This window comes from Janthinobacterium sp. MP5059B, from assembly GCF_001758645.1.
GTDB classification, from domain to species: Bacteria; Pseudomonadota; Gammaproteobacteria; order Burkholderiales; family Burkholderiaceae_D; genus Janthinobacterium; species Janthinobacterium lividum.
The window spans coordinates 143,461-160,474 of record NZ_LRHX01000019.1 but is presented as its reverse complement, the minus strand read 5'-3'; the positions used below and the strand labels follow the sequence as shown (position 1 = coordinate 160,474).

At 62.8% G+C, this 17,014-nt stretch carries 15 protein-coding genes; 10 read left to right on the top strand and 5 right to left on the bottom strand.

The window, feature by feature from the left end; all coding sequences use genetic code 11:
- Positions 1-13: 13 nt before the first annotated feature.
- From JAB1_RS23600 to JAB1_RS23570, 7 genes are all read left to right on the top strand, one after another.
- A complete protein-coding gene (locus tag JAB1_RS23600; RefSeq protein WP_034782963.1) occupies positions 14-949 on the top strand; it encodes a 5'-nucleotidase in 936 nt (311 codons plus the stop codon).
- Positions 950-1,167: 218 nt separating this feature from the next.
- Positions 1,168-4,611, top strand: a complete 3,444-nt coding sequence (gene mfd / locus JAB1_RS23595; RefSeq protein ID WP_070282009.1) for a transcription-repair coupling factor — start codon at positions 1,168-1,170, stop codon at positions 4,609-4,611.
- A gap of 55 nt (positions 4,612-4,666) precedes the next feature.
- Positions 4,667-5,509, top strand: a complete 843-nt coding sequence (gene serB / locus JAB1_RS23590) for a phosphoserine phosphatase SerB (RefSeq protein ID WP_070256887.1) — start codon at positions 4,667-4,669, stop codon at positions 5,507-5,509.
- Between the two features lie 97 nt (positions 5,510-5,606).
- Positions 5,607-6,335, top strand: a complete 729-nt coding sequence (locus JAB1_RS30595) for a nucleotidyltransferase domain-containing protein (RefSeq protein WP_139144659.1) — start codon at positions 5,607-5,609, stop codon at positions 6,333-6,335.
- Positions 6,332-7,258 (top strand): TIGR04222 domain-containing membrane protein, encoded by a 927-nt coding sequence (locus JAB1_RS30030; RefSeq protein WP_070282007.1) that lies wholly within the window; start codon positions 6,332-6,334, stop codon positions 7,256-7,258. Before JAB1_RS30595 ends, JAB1_RS30030 begins: the two co-directional genes overlap by 4 nt.
- The gene (locus tag JAB1_RS30025; protein ID WP_071653404.1) at positions 7,248-8,102 is read left to right on the top strand and encodes a DUF692 family multinuclear iron-containing protein; all 855 of its coding nucleotides are present in this window, start codon (positions 7,248-7,250) and stop codon (positions 8,100-8,102) included. Before JAB1_RS30030 ends, JAB1_RS30025 begins: the two co-directional genes overlap by 11 nt.
- A complete protein-coding gene (locus tag JAB1_RS23570; protein WP_070282005.1) occupies positions 8,099-8,365 on the top strand; it encodes a hypothetical protein in 267 nt (88 codons plus the stop codon). The genes JAB1_RS30025 and JAB1_RS23570 overlap by 4 nt, the downstream gene beginning before the upstream one ends.
- 4 nt (positions 8,366-8,369) lie before the next feature.
- Here the strand turns inward: JAB1_RS23570 and JAB1_RS23565 are convergent, their stop codons facing one another.
- Positions 8,370-10,244 carry a serine hydrolase domain-containing protein gene (locus JAB1_RS23565; protein ID WP_175445112.1) on the bottom strand — a complete coding sequence of 625 codons (1,875 nt, stop codon included), beginning with the start codon at positions 10,242-10,244 and terminating at the stop codon, positions 8,370-8,372.
- A gap of 86 nt (positions 10,245-10,330) precedes the next feature.
- On the opposite strand from JAB1_RS23565, the gene JAB1_RS23560 reads away from it, so the two are divergent.
- Positions 10,331-10,693, top strand: coding sequence for a DUF4870 domain-containing protein (locus tag JAB1_RS23560; protein WP_070256844.1), 363 nt, complete (start codon positions 10,331-10,333; stop codon positions 10,691-10,693).
- A 36-nt stretch (positions 10,694-10,729) separates the two neighbouring features.
- Here JAB1_RS23560 and JAB1_RS23555 read toward each other — a convergent pair whose 3' ends face one another.
- Positions 10,730-11,896: a cystathionine beta-lyase gene (locus JAB1_RS23555; protein WP_070282004.1), complete on the bottom strand. Its 1,167-nt coding sequence runs from the start codon at positions 11,894-11,896 to the stop codon at positions 10,730-10,732.
- A gap of 197 nt (positions 11,897-12,093) precedes the next feature.
- A complete protein-coding gene (rimO, locus tag JAB1_RS23550) occupies positions 12,094-13,449 on the bottom strand; it encodes a 30S ribosomal protein S12 methylthiotransferase RimO (RefSeq protein WP_175444794.1) in 1,356 nt (451 codons plus the stop codon).
- A gap of 298 nt (positions 13,450-13,747) precedes the next feature.
- Between rimO and JAB1_RS23545 the strand changes: the two genes are divergently transcribed.
- Positions 13,748-15,280 carry a sialidase family protein gene (locus JAB1_RS23545; RefSeq protein ID WP_034781151.1) on the top strand — a complete coding sequence of 511 codons (1,533 nt, stop codon included), beginning with the start codon at positions 13,748-13,750 and terminating at the stop codon, positions 15,278-15,280.
- A 40-nt stretch (positions 15,281-15,320) separates the two neighbouring features.
- Positions 15,321-15,530, top strand: a complete 210-nt coding sequence (locus JAB1_RS23540) for a DUF1203 domain-containing protein (RefSeq protein WP_070282003.1) — start codon at positions 15,321-15,323, stop codon at positions 15,528-15,530.
- Between the two features lie 72 nt (positions 15,531-15,602).
- Here JAB1_RS23540 and JAB1_RS23535 read toward each other — a convergent pair whose 3' ends face one another.
- Both JAB1_RS23535 and phaR read right to left on the bottom strand, forming a co-directional pair.
- Positions 15,603-16,193, bottom strand: coding sequence for a nucleotidyltransferase family protein (locus JAB1_RS23535; RefSeq protein WP_070282002.1), 591 nt, complete (start codon positions 16,191-16,193; stop codon positions 15,603-15,605).
- A 197-nt stretch (positions 16,194-16,390) separates the two neighbouring features.
- Positions 16,391-16,954 carry a polyhydroxyalkanoate synthesis repressor PhaR gene (gene phaR / locus JAB1_RS23530; protein ID WP_010399000.1) on the bottom strand — a complete coding sequence of 188 codons (564 nt, stop codon included), beginning with the start codon at positions 16,952-16,954 and terminating at the stop codon, positions 16,391-16,393.
- Positions 16,955-17,014 lie beyond the last annotated feature (60 nt).

Sequence of the window (17,014 nt, the reverse complement as noted above, 5' to 3'; positions counted from 1 at the left end):
CAACAGGCAGACCATGGCTTATCCTATCGAACACAAACTGGTGATCGGGGTCGCTTCCAGCGCCCTGTTCGACCTGGCCGAATCACACCAGGTCTACCTCGACAACGGCCCCGAGGAATACCGCAAATACCAGGAAACGCATATCGACACGGTCTTGCCGCGCGGCGTGGCCTTTCCCTTCATCCGCCGCTTCCTGAACATCAACAAACACTATCCGCGCCAGTCGCCCGTGGAAGTGGTGCTGTTTTCGCGCAATTCGCCGGAAACGGGCTTGCGCGTCATGCACAGCATCGCTCACTACGGCCTGGACATTTCGCGCGCCGCCTTCATGACGGGCAAGTCGCCGTATCCATACCTGCCCGCCTTCAACGCGTCGCTGTTCCTCAGCGCGAATGAAGACGACGTGCGCAGCGCCCTGGCCTGCGACTATCCGGCCGGCCTGGTGCTGCCGTCGCGCACGGAAGACGACGAAAACGACGAGGAACTGCGCGTGGCCTTCGATTTCGATGGCGTGATCGCTGACGACGAAGCGGAAACCGTATTCAAGCGCAATAACGACGTCGATGAATTCCACGCCCATGAAACCCTGAACGTGGGCACGCCGCACCGCCCCGGCCCGCTGGCCGGCCTGTTCCAGAAGCTGGCCACCATGCAGCGCCTGGAAGAAAGGGCCCAGCGGCGCGACCCCGGCTATAAAAAGATCCTGCGCATCGCCATCATCACGGCGCGCAACGCGCCCTCGCACGAGCGGGTCGTGACGACCCTGAAAAGCTGGGGCGTGGCGGCCGACGAAACGTTTTTCCTCGGCGGCATGGACAAGTCCCGCGTGCTGGCCGTGTTCAAGCCGCATATCTTCTTCGATGACCAGTTGAGCCACCTCAAATCGGCGGGCGGCACCATCCCGATGGTGCATGTCCCGTTCGGCATTGCGAATGTCCGCGCAGGATAAAACCTGCTGCGCGTCGTGCTTTGCGGCCTGCGATGCTCACCGTACTAAAGTACGGTTGCGCTTCTTAGCCACAAATCACTGCCGCTCACGACGGTTTTCTCAAGCGCGGAGATATAAGTGATGGTCTATAATCTCGCCTGTCGGCGCCGTCACTGGCGGCGCTGCGCGCACCACAGCTGTCCCATTCAACTGCCTCTGCCACTAGTGTCATCGCCTGCATGTCCTTAGACTTAACAAAAGCCCTCCCCAAGCCCGGCAACCGCTATGCGCTGCCCGCCCTGTATGGTTCATCCGACGCCTATGCCCTGGCGCTGGCCGCGCTGGAATTGAAAGCGCGGGGCCAGATGCTGGCCGTGGTGGTGGCGCAGGCCAGCGATGGCCAGCGCCTGCTCGATGAAATCCCGTGGTTTGGCGGCAAGGACCTGCGCTGCCATTTGCTGCCGGATTGGGAAACCCTGCCCTACGACGCGTTTTCGCCGCACCAGGACCTGGTCTCCGAGCGCCTGGCCACCCTGCATGAAATCCAGACGCGCCAGTGCGACGTGCTGATTGTGCCGGCCACCACGGCCCTCGTGCGCCTGGCGCCGCCGTCCTTTTTGGCCGCCTACACCTTCTTCTTCAAGAAGGGCGAAAAGCTCGACGAAGCGCGCCTGAAGTCGCAGCTGACCCTGGCCGGCTACAGCCATGTCTCGCAAGTGATGTCGCCCGGCGAATACTCGGTGCGCGGCGGCCTGCTCGACCTGTTCCCCATGGGTTCGGCCCTGCCCTACCGGCTCGACCTGTTCGGCGACACCATCGAGACCATCCGCACCTTCGACGCCGACACCCAGCGCTCGCTGTATCCCGTGCATGAAGTGCGCCTGCTGCCGGGCCGCGAATTCCCCATGGATGAAGCGGCGCGCACCACCTTCCGCAACCGCTGGCGCGAGCAGTTCGAGGGCGACCCATCGCGCTCGGTCGTCTACAAGGACATCAGCAGCGGCATCGCCTCGGCCGGCATCGAATACTATCTGCCCCTGTTTTTTGAACAAACGGCCACCCTGTTCGACTACCTGCCGCCCGACGCCTCGCTGGCCCTGGTAGGCGAGATCGACGCGGCCATTGGCCGCTTCTGGACCGATACCCAGTCGCGCTACCGCTTTTTGAAGGCGGACCGCGAACGCCCGATCCTGCCGCCCGAATCGCTGTTCCTGTCCGACGAGCAGTTCTTCGGCCTGGCCAAGCCGTATCCGCGCCTGGCGATCGCCAAATCGAACGATGCGCTGGCCTCCGAACTGTCGGCGCCCGTGCCGAACATCGCCGTCAACCGCCGCGCCGACGACCCGCTGGCCAACCTGCGCAGCTACCTGCTGCAATCGGGCCGCCGCGTGATGATCTGCGCCGAATCGAACGGCCGCCGCGAAACCCTGCAGCAGTACTTCACCGAATACGATCTGCACCTGACGCCGGTGGAAGGCAGCGACGGCTTCCTGCAATCAAGCGCCAAGCTGATGCTGGGCGTGGCGCCGCTGCATGCGGGCTTCGAGCTGTTTACGCCGGAAGGAAATTTATCCTTCATCACCGAGACGGAGCTGTATGCCGGTTCCGGCCGCCGGGTCGGCACCAAGAAGCAGGAAGGCGTGACGCAGGTCGAGTCGATGGTGCGCGACCTGTCGGAGCTGAAGATCGGCGACCCCGTCGTGCACATCAGCCACGGCATCGGGCGCTACATGGGCCTGACCAGCATGGACCTGGGCGAAGGCGAGACGGAATTTTTGCACCTCGAATACGCCAAGGACACCAAGCTGTACGTGCCCGTGTCGCAGCTGCACGTCATTTCCCGCTATTCGGGCGCTTCGCCGGAAGACGCGCCGCTGCATTCGCTCGGCTCGGGACAGTGGGAAAAGGCGAAAAAGCGCGCCGCCGAACAGGTGCGCGACACGGCCGCCGAGCTGCTCAACCTGTATGCCCGCCGCGCGCTGCGCCAGGGCCACTCGTTCGAATTCTCGTCGCACGACTACCAGCGCTTCGCCGACAGCTTCGGCTTCGACGAAACGCCGGACCAGGCCGAGGCCATCCACAACGTCATCAAGGACATGACTTCCGGCAAACCGATGGACCGCCTCGTGTGCGGCGACGTCGGCTTCGGCAAGACGGAAGTGGCGCTGCGCGCCGCCTTCATCGCCGTCATGGGCGGCAAGCAGGTGGCCATCCTGGCGCCCACCACCCTGCTGGCGGAACAGCATGCGCAAACCTTCGCCGACCGCTTTGCCGACTGGCCCGTGCGCATCGCGGAATTGTCGCGCTTCCGCAGCGGCAAGGAGATCACGCAGGCGTTCAAGGGCATGGCCGACGGCACCATCGACATCGTCATCGGCACGCACAAGCTGCTGTCCGACGACGTCAAGTTTACGCGCCTGGGCCTGGTCATCATCGACGAGGAACACCGGTTCGGCGTGCGCCAGAAGGAAGCCTTGAAGGCGCTGCGCGCGGAAGTGGACGTGCTGACCCTGACGGCCACGCCGATCCCCCGCACCCTGGGCATGGCGCTGGAAGGCTTGCGCGACTTTTCCATCATTGCCACGGCGCCGCAAAAGCGCCTGGCCATCAAGACTTTTGTCCGCAGCGAGGGCGAAGCCATCATCCGCGAAGCATGCTTGCGCGAGCTCAAACGGGGCGGCCAGATCTACTTCCTGCACAACGAGGTGGAAACCATCCAGAACCGCCTGGCCATGCTGACGGAACTGCTGCCCGAGGCGCGCATCGCCGTGGCGCACGGCCAGATGCATGAACGCGACCTGGAAAAGGTCATGCGCGACTTCGTCGCCCAGCGTTTCAACATCCTGCTGTGCACGACCATCATCGAGACGGGCATCGACGTGCCGACGGCGAACACCATCATCATGCACCGCGCCGACAAGTTCGGCCTGGCGCAGCTGCACCAGCTGCGCGGCCGGGTGGGACGCTCGCATCACCAGGCCTACGCCTACCTGCTGGTGCACGACGTGCAAGGCCTGACCAAACTGGCGCAGCGCCGCCTGGACGCAATCCAGCAGATGGAAGAACTGGGCAGCGGCTTTTACCTGGCGATGCACGACCTGGAAATCCGCGGCGCCGGCGAGGTGCTGGGCGAGAGCCAGTCGGGCGAGATGACGGAAATCGGCTTCCAGCTGTATTCGGACATGCTCAACGAAGCCGTGCGCTCGCTGAAAGCGGGCAAGGAACCCGACCTGGCGGCGCCGCTGGCCTCGACGACGGAGATCAACCTGCACGTGCCGGCCCTGCTGCCGGCCGACTTCTGCGGCGACGTGCACGAGCGCCTGTCGATCTACAAGCGCCTGGCCAACTGCGCCACGCAGGACAAGATCGACGATATCCAGGAAGAGCTGATCGACCGCTTCGGCAAGCTGCCCGACGCCGTCAAGGCCCTGGTCGAGACGCACCGCCTGCGCATCGCGGCGAAAACCGTGGGCATCGTCAAGATCGACGTGCATGGCGAGGCGGCCACCCTGCAATTCATGGCCAAGCCGCCGATCGACCCGATGCGCATCATCGACTTGATCCAGAACAACCGCCATATCAAGCTGCATGGCCAGGACAAGCTGAAAATCACGGCCGCCATGCCGGATCTGGCCGCGCGCGTGACGCAGATCAAGACCACCATCAAGCAATTGACGGTGTAGACCATTTCGACAATCTATGCAGGACTGCCCCATGACCAATACCAAGACCATCACCATGAATCTGATCCTGCAGGGCCTGGACGGCGATAGCGCCCGCCTCGAGCGCATCGCCGCGCTGGCCGCGCCCACGTCCATCACGCGCCTGGGACCGAACGCCGTGCGCTGCGAGCAGATCGCCTATTCGCCGGCGCTGCGCCCCACCATCGAAGTGGCGGCCCAGGCGGCGCAGCTGGACGCCACCTACATGATGGGCCAGCGCGAACTGAGTGAATTCAAGCTGGTGGCAATGGACATGGATTCGACCCTGATCACCATCGAGTGCATCGATGAAATCGCCGACATGCAGGGATTGAAACCGCAAGTGGCGGCCATCACGGAAGCGGCCATGCGCGGCGAACTCGATTTTAGCGCCAGCCTGAAGCAGCGCGTGGCCCTGCTCGAAGGCCTCGATGCATCGGCCCTGCAGCGCGTCTACGACGAGCGCCTGAAACTGTCGCCGGGCGCGCAAGCCATGCTGGCGGCCGTGCAGAAGGCCGGCCTGAAAACCCTGCTGGTGTCGGGCGGCTTCACCTTCTTCACCGAACGCCTGAAAGAGCGCCTGGGCCTCGACTACACGCACGCGAACGAACTGGAAATCGTCGACGGCAAGCTGACGGGCAAAGTCCTCGGCGGGATCGTCGACGCGGAAGAAAAGCAGCGCACGGTGGAGCGCGTGTGCAAGGAGATGGGCATTTCGCCGTCTGAAGCCATCGTCATGGGCGACGGCGCCAACGACTTGAAAATGATGGGCATCGCCGGCCTGTCCGTGGCCTTCCGCGCCAAGCCCGTGGTGCGCTCGCAGGCCGACGTGGCGCTGAACTTCGTGGGACTCGATGGCTTGCTCAACGTATTGACCTGAGTTGGCATATCTGGCGGACGATGCGCGCACGATGTTATAAGTTTGCTATATTGCAAACTTATACTCATCCCGCCAACCCATCGTGAAAGTACACCGCATGCCGCCACCGCTGCCAGAAGAGATACAACGCCACCTGGATGTGTTTGTCGCCGCCGCGCACAGCGCGTTTGGTGACGACCTTGCCGCCGCCGTGCTGTTTGGCTCGGCCGCCGATGGCCAGGTGCGCGCCACCTCCGACGTCAACCTGCTGTTGCTGCTCAAGCGCTTTACGCCGCAGGCGGCCGATACATTGCGCGGGCCCTTGCGCCTGGCGCACGCCGCCATCGATTTGCAGGTGATGTTCCTGCTCGAGGGCGAATTGACGCAGGCCGCCGACGCCTTCGCCGTCAAGTTCGCCGACATCATCGCGCGCCACAAGGTGCTGCACGGCCTAGACCCTTTCGCCAGCCTGCACACCAGCCGCGACGCCGTGCTGCGCCGGCTGCGGCAAGTGCTGCTCAACCAGCAGGTGCGCATGCGCGAACGGTATATGCTATTGAGCCTGAATGAGGAACAGCTGGCCGGCGCCATCGCCGACGCAGCCGGTCCGCTGCGTGTGGCGGCGGTCTCGCTGGCACAGCTGGAGGGCAAGTCCGCGCTGTCCGGCAAGCAGGCGCTCGAAGCGTTTGTCGACCAGCTGGGCGACCCTGCCCTGCACTCCGCCTTGCAAGCCATGTCGGCGGCGCGCGAAACGGCGCGCCTGGCGCCGGGGCAAGCCCTGCCCGCCTTTACAGGCTTGATGACGATTACCGGACACTTGCGCGAACACGCGGAGCACATGCGGTGAACGGCTTCAATCCCTTTGACTGGAGCGGGCCATGGTTCCTGCTGGCCTACCTGATCTTCGGCGTGCTCGTGTACTACCTCGCGCGCGAGCTGCTGATACGCCAGGAGCTGCGCAATCCGCATGCCAAGCTGTCGCTGGCCGATGATCCCTACCGCATCGCCTTCTTGCGCGGTGGCGCCCTCGAAGCCGTGAAAATTGCCGCCATCGTGCTAGTCGACCGCGGCTTGCTGCGCGCCGATGGCCCGCTGCTGGAAACGGCCAGCGCCGACAGCCTGCGCTTCGCCAATCACGACATCGAACGCGACGTGCTGCGGCTGTACCTCGGCCGCCAGGGCCACAGCAGGGAACTGGCCGAGCAGGCAGACATGCTGCCATCGTGCCGCGCCTACCTGGACTCCTTGAAATGGCAGGAATTGCTGGTCGGCCCGCGGCTGCTGCGCCGGCGCGAACGCATCACCGGGGCCGCGCGCTACCTGCTGCTGACGGTGGCCGCCGTCAAGGCCGTCATCGCCATCAGCCGCCAGCACTACAACCTGCTGTTCCTGGCCCTGCTGCTGGTGATATTCCTGCTCATGCTGCGCGGCTTGCGCACCCAGGCGACCAGCTGGAGCGCACAGCGGCTGCTGACCGACTTGCGCATGCTGTTTGGCCGCCTGAACATGCGCTCGTCGCGCCTGAACCCAGGCAGCAGCAGCGCCGACATGGCACTGCTGGCCGCCATCTTCGGCCTCGGCGCCCTGCCCTTGTCCGTGTACGCCTATGTCGCCGAGCTGTTCCCTGTACCCCGGCAAAACACGGGCGGCGACTCCTCGTCCAGCAGCTCGGGCGACTCGTCATCGGGCGGTGGCGACGGCGGCGGCGACGGTGGCGGCTCTTCCGGCGGCTGTGGCGGTTGCGGCGGTGGCGGCGGCTGTGGCAGCTGACAAGGGGCCGGCACGCGACCGCGTCGGCCTGGGCTGGCGCGGCGAACTGGCTTCCGGCATCCTGTCCAACCTGGCGCACATCGACGTGCTGGAAGTGATCGCCGACGACTATTACCGCGCTTCGCGCGCCGGCATCGCCGCCTTGCGCAGCCTGGCGCGCCAAGTGCCGGTCAGCCTGCACGGCGTGGGAATGGGGCTGGCGTCGACGCTACCGGCCGACCCGCGCCGCCTGCATGCGATGGCGCGCCTGATGCACGAGGTGCAAGCCGAGTCGTGGTCAGAGCACCTGAGTTTTGTGCGCGCCGGCGGCGTGGAAATCGGCCACCTGGCAGCGCCGCCGCGCACGCCGCACAGCGCCGCCGGCGCCATCGCCAACATCGCGCTGGCCACGCGCATCGTCGGCAGCGCGCCGCTGATGGAAAACATCGCCACCCTGGTCCAGCCGCCCGCCAGCACGCTGGACGAAGCCGCATGGCTGGCGCAGATCATCCACGGCGCGCAAGTGCCGCTGCTGCTCGACCTGCACAACCTGTATGCGAATGCCGTCAATTTTGGCGAGGCACCGGAGGAACTGCTGCTGCGCTTGCCGCTGGACAGGGTCGGCGCCGTGCACCTGAGCGGCGGCCACTGGATCGACGCGCCGGGCGGCGGCCAGCGCCTGCTGGACGACCATCTGCACGACGTACCGCCCGCCGTCTTCGCCCTGTTGACCGTGCTGGCGCGCCAGGCGCCCCAGCCCCTGACGGTGATCGTCGAACGCGACGGCAATTACCCGTCGTTCGAGCATGTACTGGACCAGCTGGAACTGGCGCGCGCTGCCTTGCGCGCGGGGCGAAACGCATGAGTTCCCCCGCACTGGAAACCTATTTGGCAAGGCTGTACACGGACGACGCCCTGCGTGCCGCCTTCCTGCTGGAACCCCGTGCGCAAGCCTTGCTGCAGGGCTTGTCGCCGCAGGAAGTCGATGCCATGGCATCGATGGACCGCATCGGCCTGCAGATGGCGGCGGCCAGCTATCGTGCCAAACGGGCCGGACGCGCCGAACAGGGCGGCCAGCCCAGGCCGGCGCAGCGCTGGTGGCGCCGGCTGCTGGCTGCCTGGACCTGACGGCCTACAAGTGCCACAGCCGCAGCGGCAGCAGCCCCCACCAGGCCAGCACCAGCAGCAGCTGCAAGGCCGCCAGCAAGGCCACCCAATCCCATTTCGCCCACGAACCCGCCTCGGCCGCCGTGCCGCGGCTGCGCCAGCAGCGCGCCAGGCCGAACGCCGTCGCCAGTGGCAGCGCGCCTGTCGCCAGTGCCAGCAGCACGCTGGCGATGGTGACGTCACCCAGGCGCAGGTAGGACTGGAAATAGAAAAACGGCAGCGGCAAGAGCAGCGCCAGCAGCGACAGCAAGGGCGCGAACAGATGGTCGCCCCGCCCCAGGCTGCGCCGCGCAGCGCGCCACACGCCCACCACCAGCACATACAGCAAGCCGGCAGCACCCAGGGCCAGGCTGCCCCACAGCACCAGCATGCGCAGCATCGATGCGCGCTCATAGCTGCGCAAGCCGTCACTGAGCACATGCTTGCCATCCTCTTGCATCAGCACGTGCGACGGCGTGCTGCGGTCGCTGGCGCGGAACAGCAAGCCGCCCACCGGTTCCAGTTCCTTCGGCTCCCCCTGGAACGGGATCAGGAACAGCGACTCGCCATCCCATTTCACGCGAGTAAAGCCAAAGACGGCATCGACCCAGGCCATGCTGGCCATGGGGCTGGGCGACGGCACGTACACGCCCTGCCAGTTTTCCACCGTGGGCGCGGGCGTGCCGCGCGGGGCCGGCGCGCGCAGCGGCAGCTCCAGATCGCGCAGCAGCAGGCGGTTGAAGCGTTCATAGTCGGCCTGCTCCGCATCCGTATTGAAGGCCACGAAGAAGGCGCTGTCCTGCTCCGGATAGATGCACAGCATGGCGCGGAAACCCACGGCCGTGCCAGGATGGCAGGCGCCCACCACATTGTGGCGGTCGCGCACGGCAAGCGCCAGGCCGTGGCCCGTTGCCAGGCCCGCCTGCGCCGCGTCCGTGCCGGCCGGTTCGGACAAGGCGCCCATCAGCGCCATGTCGATGAATTGCTTGTCCTGCAGCTTGCCGTCGCCCATGAGGAATTGCGCCAGCTTGCCCATGTCGGCCGCCGTGGTGGTAAATTGCGCGGCCGGACGCAGGTATTGGGGCACGGCCGGCTGCGCCACGCCATGCTCGAAGTGGCCCATGGCCAGGCGCGGGTCGGCATGCGCTCCCGCCTGCGTGCTCATTTGCGTGACGAAGGCAAACGTGCTGTCCGCCATGCCCAGCGGCTGCAGCAACTGCGCATCGAGGTAATGCTCGTACGGCTGGCCCGTGACTTTCTCGATCACCATGCCCAGCAAGCCATAGCCCATGTTCGAATACGCATAGCGGCTGCCGGGCCGCGCGCGCACGCGCAGCAGATTGCGGCCGCCGTCAAACGCCTCGGCCAGCGGCATGTCCGGCGCCGGGTTCAGGCTGAACGCCTGCCAGAAGCGCACGTTATCGAGGCCGGACGTATGCGCCAGCAGGTGGCGGATGCGCACGGGATCGCTGGCTTGCCACGGGTTTTTCAGCGCCAGTTCCGGCAGCACCTGCTGCAAGGGCGTGTCGAGCGTGAGCCGGTCTTCGCTGACCAGGCGCAAGATACCCAGCGCCAGCGCCACCTTGCCCACGGAGCCCACCTGCATGCGCGTGTCCGCCTGCATGGGTATTTGCTTGGCAGCATCGCGCAAGCCGGACGCGCCAACTTTGACTGTTCCGTCGGGCAAGACTTCACTCCAGACAGCGCCCGCCAGGCCCTCTTCCTTCAAGCCGGCGGCAAACTCCGCTTCCAGGGGAGCGGCGGCGTGGGCCACGCTGGCGCACAGCAGCAAGGCCGGCAAGGCCTGGCGCAGCCATGACCTGGCGCGCGCGGCCAGGGTGGGATAGCGATCTCGTTTCAACAATGTATTCTGCCTTTTTCCATGGACTGCGCTCCCGTGCCGCTTTGCTTGTTACAATTAAAAATTGAGCAACGACGGGAGCTTTCATGTCACAAGATATTATTTTGGATACCCAACTCCAGCAGACCAAGAACCTGGCCTGGTGGTTGTACCTGATACATGGCGCCAGCTTTGTGTTTTCGCTGGGCGCGTTTTCCTTCATTCCGCTCATCATCAATTATGTGAAGCGGGACGAGGCGGCCGGGACCTTCGTGCACAGCCATCACAGCTGGATGATCCGTTCCTTCTGGTGGTACGCGGCCTGGATCGTCGTCGGCGCCATCCTGTGGATCACGCTGATCGGCATTCCGCTGGCACTCATCGTGTGGGGCGTGGCCTGGCTGTGGAAAGCCTACCGCTTGCTGCGCGGCTTCCTCGACCTGAACAACAACAAGCCCGTGCCCATGTAAAAGGTGCTTCGCGGCAAGCCAACGGCTTGCCGCTGCCTACATCGCCGCGAACGCCCGTTCGATATCGGCGATCAGATCCTGCGGATCTTCCAGTCCCACGTTCAGGCGCACCAACTGGCCCGGCAACTTCCAGCCCTTGCGCATGGCCGCGATGCGGTACGGCATCACCAGACTGTTCGCTCCACCCCAGCTGTAGCCAATCTTAAACAACTGCAAGGCATCGACGAAGCGGTCCGTCTGCGCCTCCGTGTAGCGGGCATCGAACAGCACGGAAAACAGGCCGCCCGCGCCCGTGAAATCGCGCTGCCAGATGGCGTGACCGGGGCAATCCTCGAAAGCCGGATGCAGCACCGTGGCAATTTCGCTGCGTCCCTTGAGCCAGGCGGCCACCGTGCGCGCGCCCGCATCGTGGGCGTCAAAGCGCAGTTTCATGGTGGGCAAGCCGCGCAGTAGCAGGTAGGCGTCGTCCGCCCCCACGCCCATACCCAGACGCATGTGCGCCTGCGCCAGGCGGTCGTGCAGCGCCCGCTCGCGCGTGATGAGCGCTCCCATCAGCACATCCGAGCCGCCCGACTGGTATTTCGTCAGCGCCTGCATGATGATATCCACGCCCAGCTCAAAGCCGCGCAGGGCCAAGCCGGCCGACCAGGTGTTGTCCAACGCTACCAGCACGCCGCGCGCGTGGGCGGCCGCGCAGATGGCGGGCAAGTCCGGCACTTCCATCGTCACGGAACCGGGCGCTTCCGTCCAGATGAGCTTGGTATTCTCCTGGATCAAGGCGGCGATGCCGGCGCCGATGAGCGGATCGTAATAGCGGGCCGTGATGCCAAAGTCCTGCGACAGCCAGCGTCCCAGTTCGCGGTTCGGGTTGTAGATATTTTCCGGCAACAAGACGTCGTCGCCCGTTTTCAGCAGGGCAAAGTCCGCCATGGCGATGGCCGCCAGGCCCGACGGTGCCAGCAGGCAATATTTGCCCCCTTCGATCTCGGCCAGACGCGCTTCCAGCGTGAAGGTGGTGGGCGTGCCGTGCAAGCCGTAGGTATAGGCATTCTTCTCTTTCCAGTCGCCCGAGCGCATGGCCGCCACATCCTTGAACAGCACGGTCGATGCGTGATGTATGGCGTTGGGAAACGCGGCAAAGCCTTGCGGCGCCTGGTAATCGCTGTGGATCAGCGCGGTTTGCGGAGATTTGGGTGTGGTCATGGCGTCGGCAAATAAAAAAGGCGGATCAGCAATTGCTGTTCCGCCTTGATTGTAAGGGCTTATGCCCTTGCCTGCCGTACGTCTGACAGAGTGTTACACCTGCGAAAAAACGTTCAGGCCAATGCGCGCTGCCGAGGACAGTACTTTACTGTACGGCAAGGCAAGGCAAGGCAACGCAACGCAGGCATGGACGTTTTTTACTCGGCCGCGCCCCACAGGTCATGCGCATCGGCTGATGTAATCGTCACATCGACGAACTGGCCGACCGCCAGCTTGCGGTGCGGCTCGAATGGCGGCTTCACATACACGACGCCATCGATTTCCGGCGCGTCGGCGGACGAGCGGCCCACGCCGCCGGAGCGGGTGACTTCATCGATCAGCACGCGCACGGTCTTGCCGACCTTGGCTTGCAAGCGTTTCTTGGAAATTTCTTCCTGCAGCAGCATCACGCGGCCGCGGCGCTCTTCGCGCAGCTCTTCCGGCACGGGGTTGGCAATGGCATTGGCTGTCGCACCTTCGACAGGCGAATACGCGAAGCAGCCGAGACGGTCGATCTGCGCTTCCTTGAGGAAGTCGAGCAAGTATTCGAATTCCGCTTCCGTTTCGCCAGGGAAACCGGCGATGAAGGTCGAGCGTATCGTCAGGTCCGGGTTGATGGCGCGCCAGGCCTGGATGCGGTCGAGGTTTTTCTCGCCGCTGGCCGGGCGCTTCATGCGCTTGAGCACGTCAGGATGCGCATGCTGCATCGGAATGTCGAGGTAAGGCAGGATGTGGCCGCCGCTCATCATCGGGATGATCTGGTCCACGTGCGGGTATGGATACACATAGTGCAGGCGCACCCAGGCGCCGTAGGTCTTGGCCAGTTCGCCCAGCGCTTCCGTCAGCTGCGTCATGTGGGTTTTCACGGGACGGCCGTTCCAGAAGCCGGAACGGAATTTCACGTCCACACCATACGCCGAGGTGTCTTGCGAAATGACCAGCAATTCCTTGACGCCGGCCTTGAACAGGTTTTCCGCTTCGATCATCAGTTCGCCGATCGGACGCGAGACCAGGTCGCCGCGCATCGATGGGATGATGCAGAAACTGCAACGGTGATTGCAGCCTTCGGAAATTTTCAGGTAGGCATAGTGCTTCGGCGTCAGCTTGACACCTTGCGGCGGCACCAGGTCGAGGAACGGCGCATGCGGTTTCGGCAGGTGAAAGTGGACGGAATCCATCACTTCGGCCAGCGCGTGCGGGCCCGTGACGGACAGCACTTTCGGGTGCACCTTCATGATGATGTCGTCGCCGGCAGCATCTTTCTTGGCGCCCAGGCAACCGGTCACGATCACTTTGCCGTTTTCAGCCAGCGCTTCGCCGATGGCGTCGAGCGACTCTTGCACGGCAGCATCGATAAAACCGCAGGTATTGACGATCACCAGATCGGCGCCAGCGTAGGATTTCGCCGTTTCGTAGCCTTCGGCGCGCAGTTGGGTCAGGATTTGTTCGGAGTCGACCAGCGCTTTCGGGCAGCCGAGCGAGACAAAGCCCACTTTCGGCGCCGCACCTGGCATGGCCAGCATGGCCTCGGGCTGGGCGGAAGGAACGGGAATACGGTGAATTTCAGACATAGTTGGCAGCTAGTAAAATGGTGAGGCGAATCGGCTATTGTACCCCGAGCCGCCCTTAGCTGTCAGTGGCGGTCTGGTTTTGCTGCGTGATATGCAACGGTGGGAGCCACGGGCGACCTGCCCTGAGCATATTCTTTCACGCATTCCTCCATATCTGGCTGCAGCCCATACTTGACTAATGTACTTGTTATTTCATACACAGTCTCGCTATAATGATATTTTATTGCACTGTGGAAATAAAATGTTCATCAAAAATTTCGTTGCCAACGTTTTTGCAGGAGCCGTGTCTGCGCTGATGCTCGGTGGCTGTGTCACAACGCATGTGCAGCGCCCTCTCAGCGTCGGCGTGCCCTCCGAAGGTACAGCCGTTACTGTCAGCATTACTGCCAACACTGATGAGGTGAACGGATTGGGCCAGATCACCTTGGGCCGCCTGAGTAGCGGAGACGCAGTGTCCAGCTTGGTCCTGCAGCGATATATCCTGAACCAGGTTGCCAAGGATATGGCGCGCGACACGACTCTTTTCATGGGGACCCTGCCACCGGGGAAATACTACTTCAGTCAACTGGCCGACGCCGGCAAATCAAACCGCTACATCAAAATGGGCAGCGGCCTGGGCTTATTTACTGTGGAGGAAGGCAAGCCGGTCGATCTGGGCCGCCTGATCGTCACTCCTCTTTATGACGAGCGTGTACTGGTCGGCCGCAGCGTGCGGGTGCGAGACAACCGCACCCTGCTCGAACGCTATTCTCCCGAGCACTTGAAGCTGTTTGCACCCGAAAAGACAGTCAGCTGGTCCGGATCGCGCAGTGATACGGATCGCGCTGAGGAAGTCGCCATGGCCCGCCCCACCGGCGCCGAATGCGTGACGGAGCTACCAGACGGCAGCGTGGCGGCCGCAACCCGCATGGGCACAGTGCTGTGGCGCAGCCCTGAGGGAACATGGAAACAACTGGCCAGCGACAAAATAGAGACGCTGAACTGCGTGCAGCCGGTGCAAATGCCGGATGCAGACTTGCTGGCCTTCGGCGAGTTCGGCACCCTGCTGCGCCATGCGCCGGGACAGAACAAGCTTGAACCGATTGACACTGGCAACCTTCCCTATGGCAATCTGGTCGGACTGGCTGGCAATATGGACGCTGGCTGGTATGTCGCCGTCCAGCGTAACAATGAAGTCACGATTTATCATTCCGCCCGTCTCGAGCGCGGCGAGTGGAGTCAGGTACGCAGTGAGAAGCTGGGGAAGTGGCTCCTGAACCAGGACACCTGGTTCTGGCTGCGCGATATCGGCACAGGCTTTGCCTACACGTCGACGAAAGGAACGCTGCACCTCTACGACTACGCCAGTGGCCAGTGGTCAGAACGGGCAATGCCCGATCGCCGTGTGGATGCGATGCGCATCAGCGGCAGCGGCATGTGGAGCCTCATAACACAAGGTTACGGGCCATTTGCGATCACCTCCAGAGATGCTTTCGTTTCAGTGAATCAAGGTCAAACCTGGCAAGAGGTCACCGCTAGCCACATTCCGCTGGTTCAGCGTACCGATGGCACCCTGCTGCGTTTTGAAAGCAGTCTGATGAGCGATACGACCTTACATGCCAGTAGCGACATGGGCAAAACGTGGACACTGGTGGACGCCAAACCGAAATCACGCGAGTTGACTCCGCTTAAATCGGGTGCGATTCTGGGAAAAATAATGCGCTGGAGCGTGCCGGCGCAATTTGAAATATCGAACGACGGCGGTAAAAGCTGGACTGCCGAAAGCATGAAGTGAAAGTTCTGACCGTCAGTCGACAATGCCATGACCACCCGATGTGAACGATGACTACCAGGCGGCATCCGTGCCGTCTGCCTGGATCGACTTGCAGAGCAAGAGCCGGCTGGCGGACGCGCCTGAATATGTAGTGGAAGGCACGTCGATTGAAACCCTGATTGAGCAGATCTTTGGCAATCAGGAAGTCAGCTATATCCACGCCCACAACGCCAGACGCGGTTGCTACGCGGTCCGGGTTGACCGGGCATAGGTAGCAATGGATTGCATGTGCGATTCTCAGGCTCCTGCATCGCTTATCATCAAATGCAGGCTATGAGCTTGCTCAGTCCGGTTCCAAAGCGCGGCAGGAAGCAGCACCTGGGAATTCAATATGTAGCTTGGGCCAGGTAGCTTGCCAATTCTTGCCACGCACGCGGCCTGCGTAGACCGATTGCTTCGCTGTCAGAAATCGCTCTGTCGGCCGGACCACCAGATCAAAAAGATCATGCAGGCCGAAAGGAGCCGCTGTATCGATGTCTGCAAGGTCATTGAGTCGCACACCCACGGCAGTGGCGGTTTCCGGCCAGTATCTCATGGTATCGGAAGCGGTCAGGTAAGGCAGGTCCGCATTGCGTTCATGCATACGCGCCTGATTCTTTACCGACCATCCCAGCGTGCCGTCCCGTGCTCTTAAACTCGACTCAAGCATGGCGTCATGCGCCTGTGTCGCCTTGCTTGGGTCGTACCAGATGACGTCGATATCGTGAGGCAGTGGCGAAGGCGAACGTTGGTGCAAATGATCCCAGACACAGCATCGCACAAATCCCGCAGCAACCCAGCAATCGGGCAGATCAAGTTCCCTGACAAGACGTAGGACATGCATACGCTCATTATCGGCTGCAATCATTGCCTGCAATTGCCCAAGCAGCGCCATATATACTCCTCGTGGACCTGCAGTTGCATATCAAACGAACGCTGCGATGTCATCCTTGCCGGACAGCGTCTGCCCATCAAGGAAAAATGGTTGCACCATGCTCCGATCAAAACCCTGCACACCGAGGCGATATGGCGCCTGAATGCACAACGGCACAGGAATTCCTGTGCCGTTGTGTGGCCCGCATTGGCTGCGGCTTACTTTTTGTCCGTCGGCGGCACTGGCGGCACGAACGGGAACGTGCCGAACAGATTCTTGCTCTGGCTTTGCATCTGTTCCTGCATCTGCACGAACAGGCTCTTGCTCTGGTCGATGTAGTTGTTCATCATGCCTTGCATCATCGGGCCCTGGACATTCATGAACTGGGTCCACATTTCCGGGCTGAATGGCTTGCCTTCGAAACTGCCGGCCGACGTGCCCGTGAATTTGTGCTGGATATCGGTGAACGCTTGCACGTTCTTTTCCAGGTAGGATCCCATCATGCCCTGCATGGCGTGGCCATAGTAGCGGATGATCTGCGACAGCACGCTGCTCGAGAACATGGGCGCGCCGTTCGCTTCCTCTTCCAAAATGATTTGCAACAAGATGCTGCGCGTCAAATCTTCATTGGACTTGGCATCGACGACGGTAAACACCTCATTGTCCAACACCAGCTGCTTGACGTCCGTCAAGGTGATGTAGGAACTGGTTTGCGTGTCATACAGACGGCGGTTGGGATATTTTTTAATCAGGCGGTCTATACTTTTTTTTGCACTACTCATCACAAGTTCCACTTATTGCGCCGCAGCGCGTACAGAGTTAATCCGAAAAAAAAGCGAACG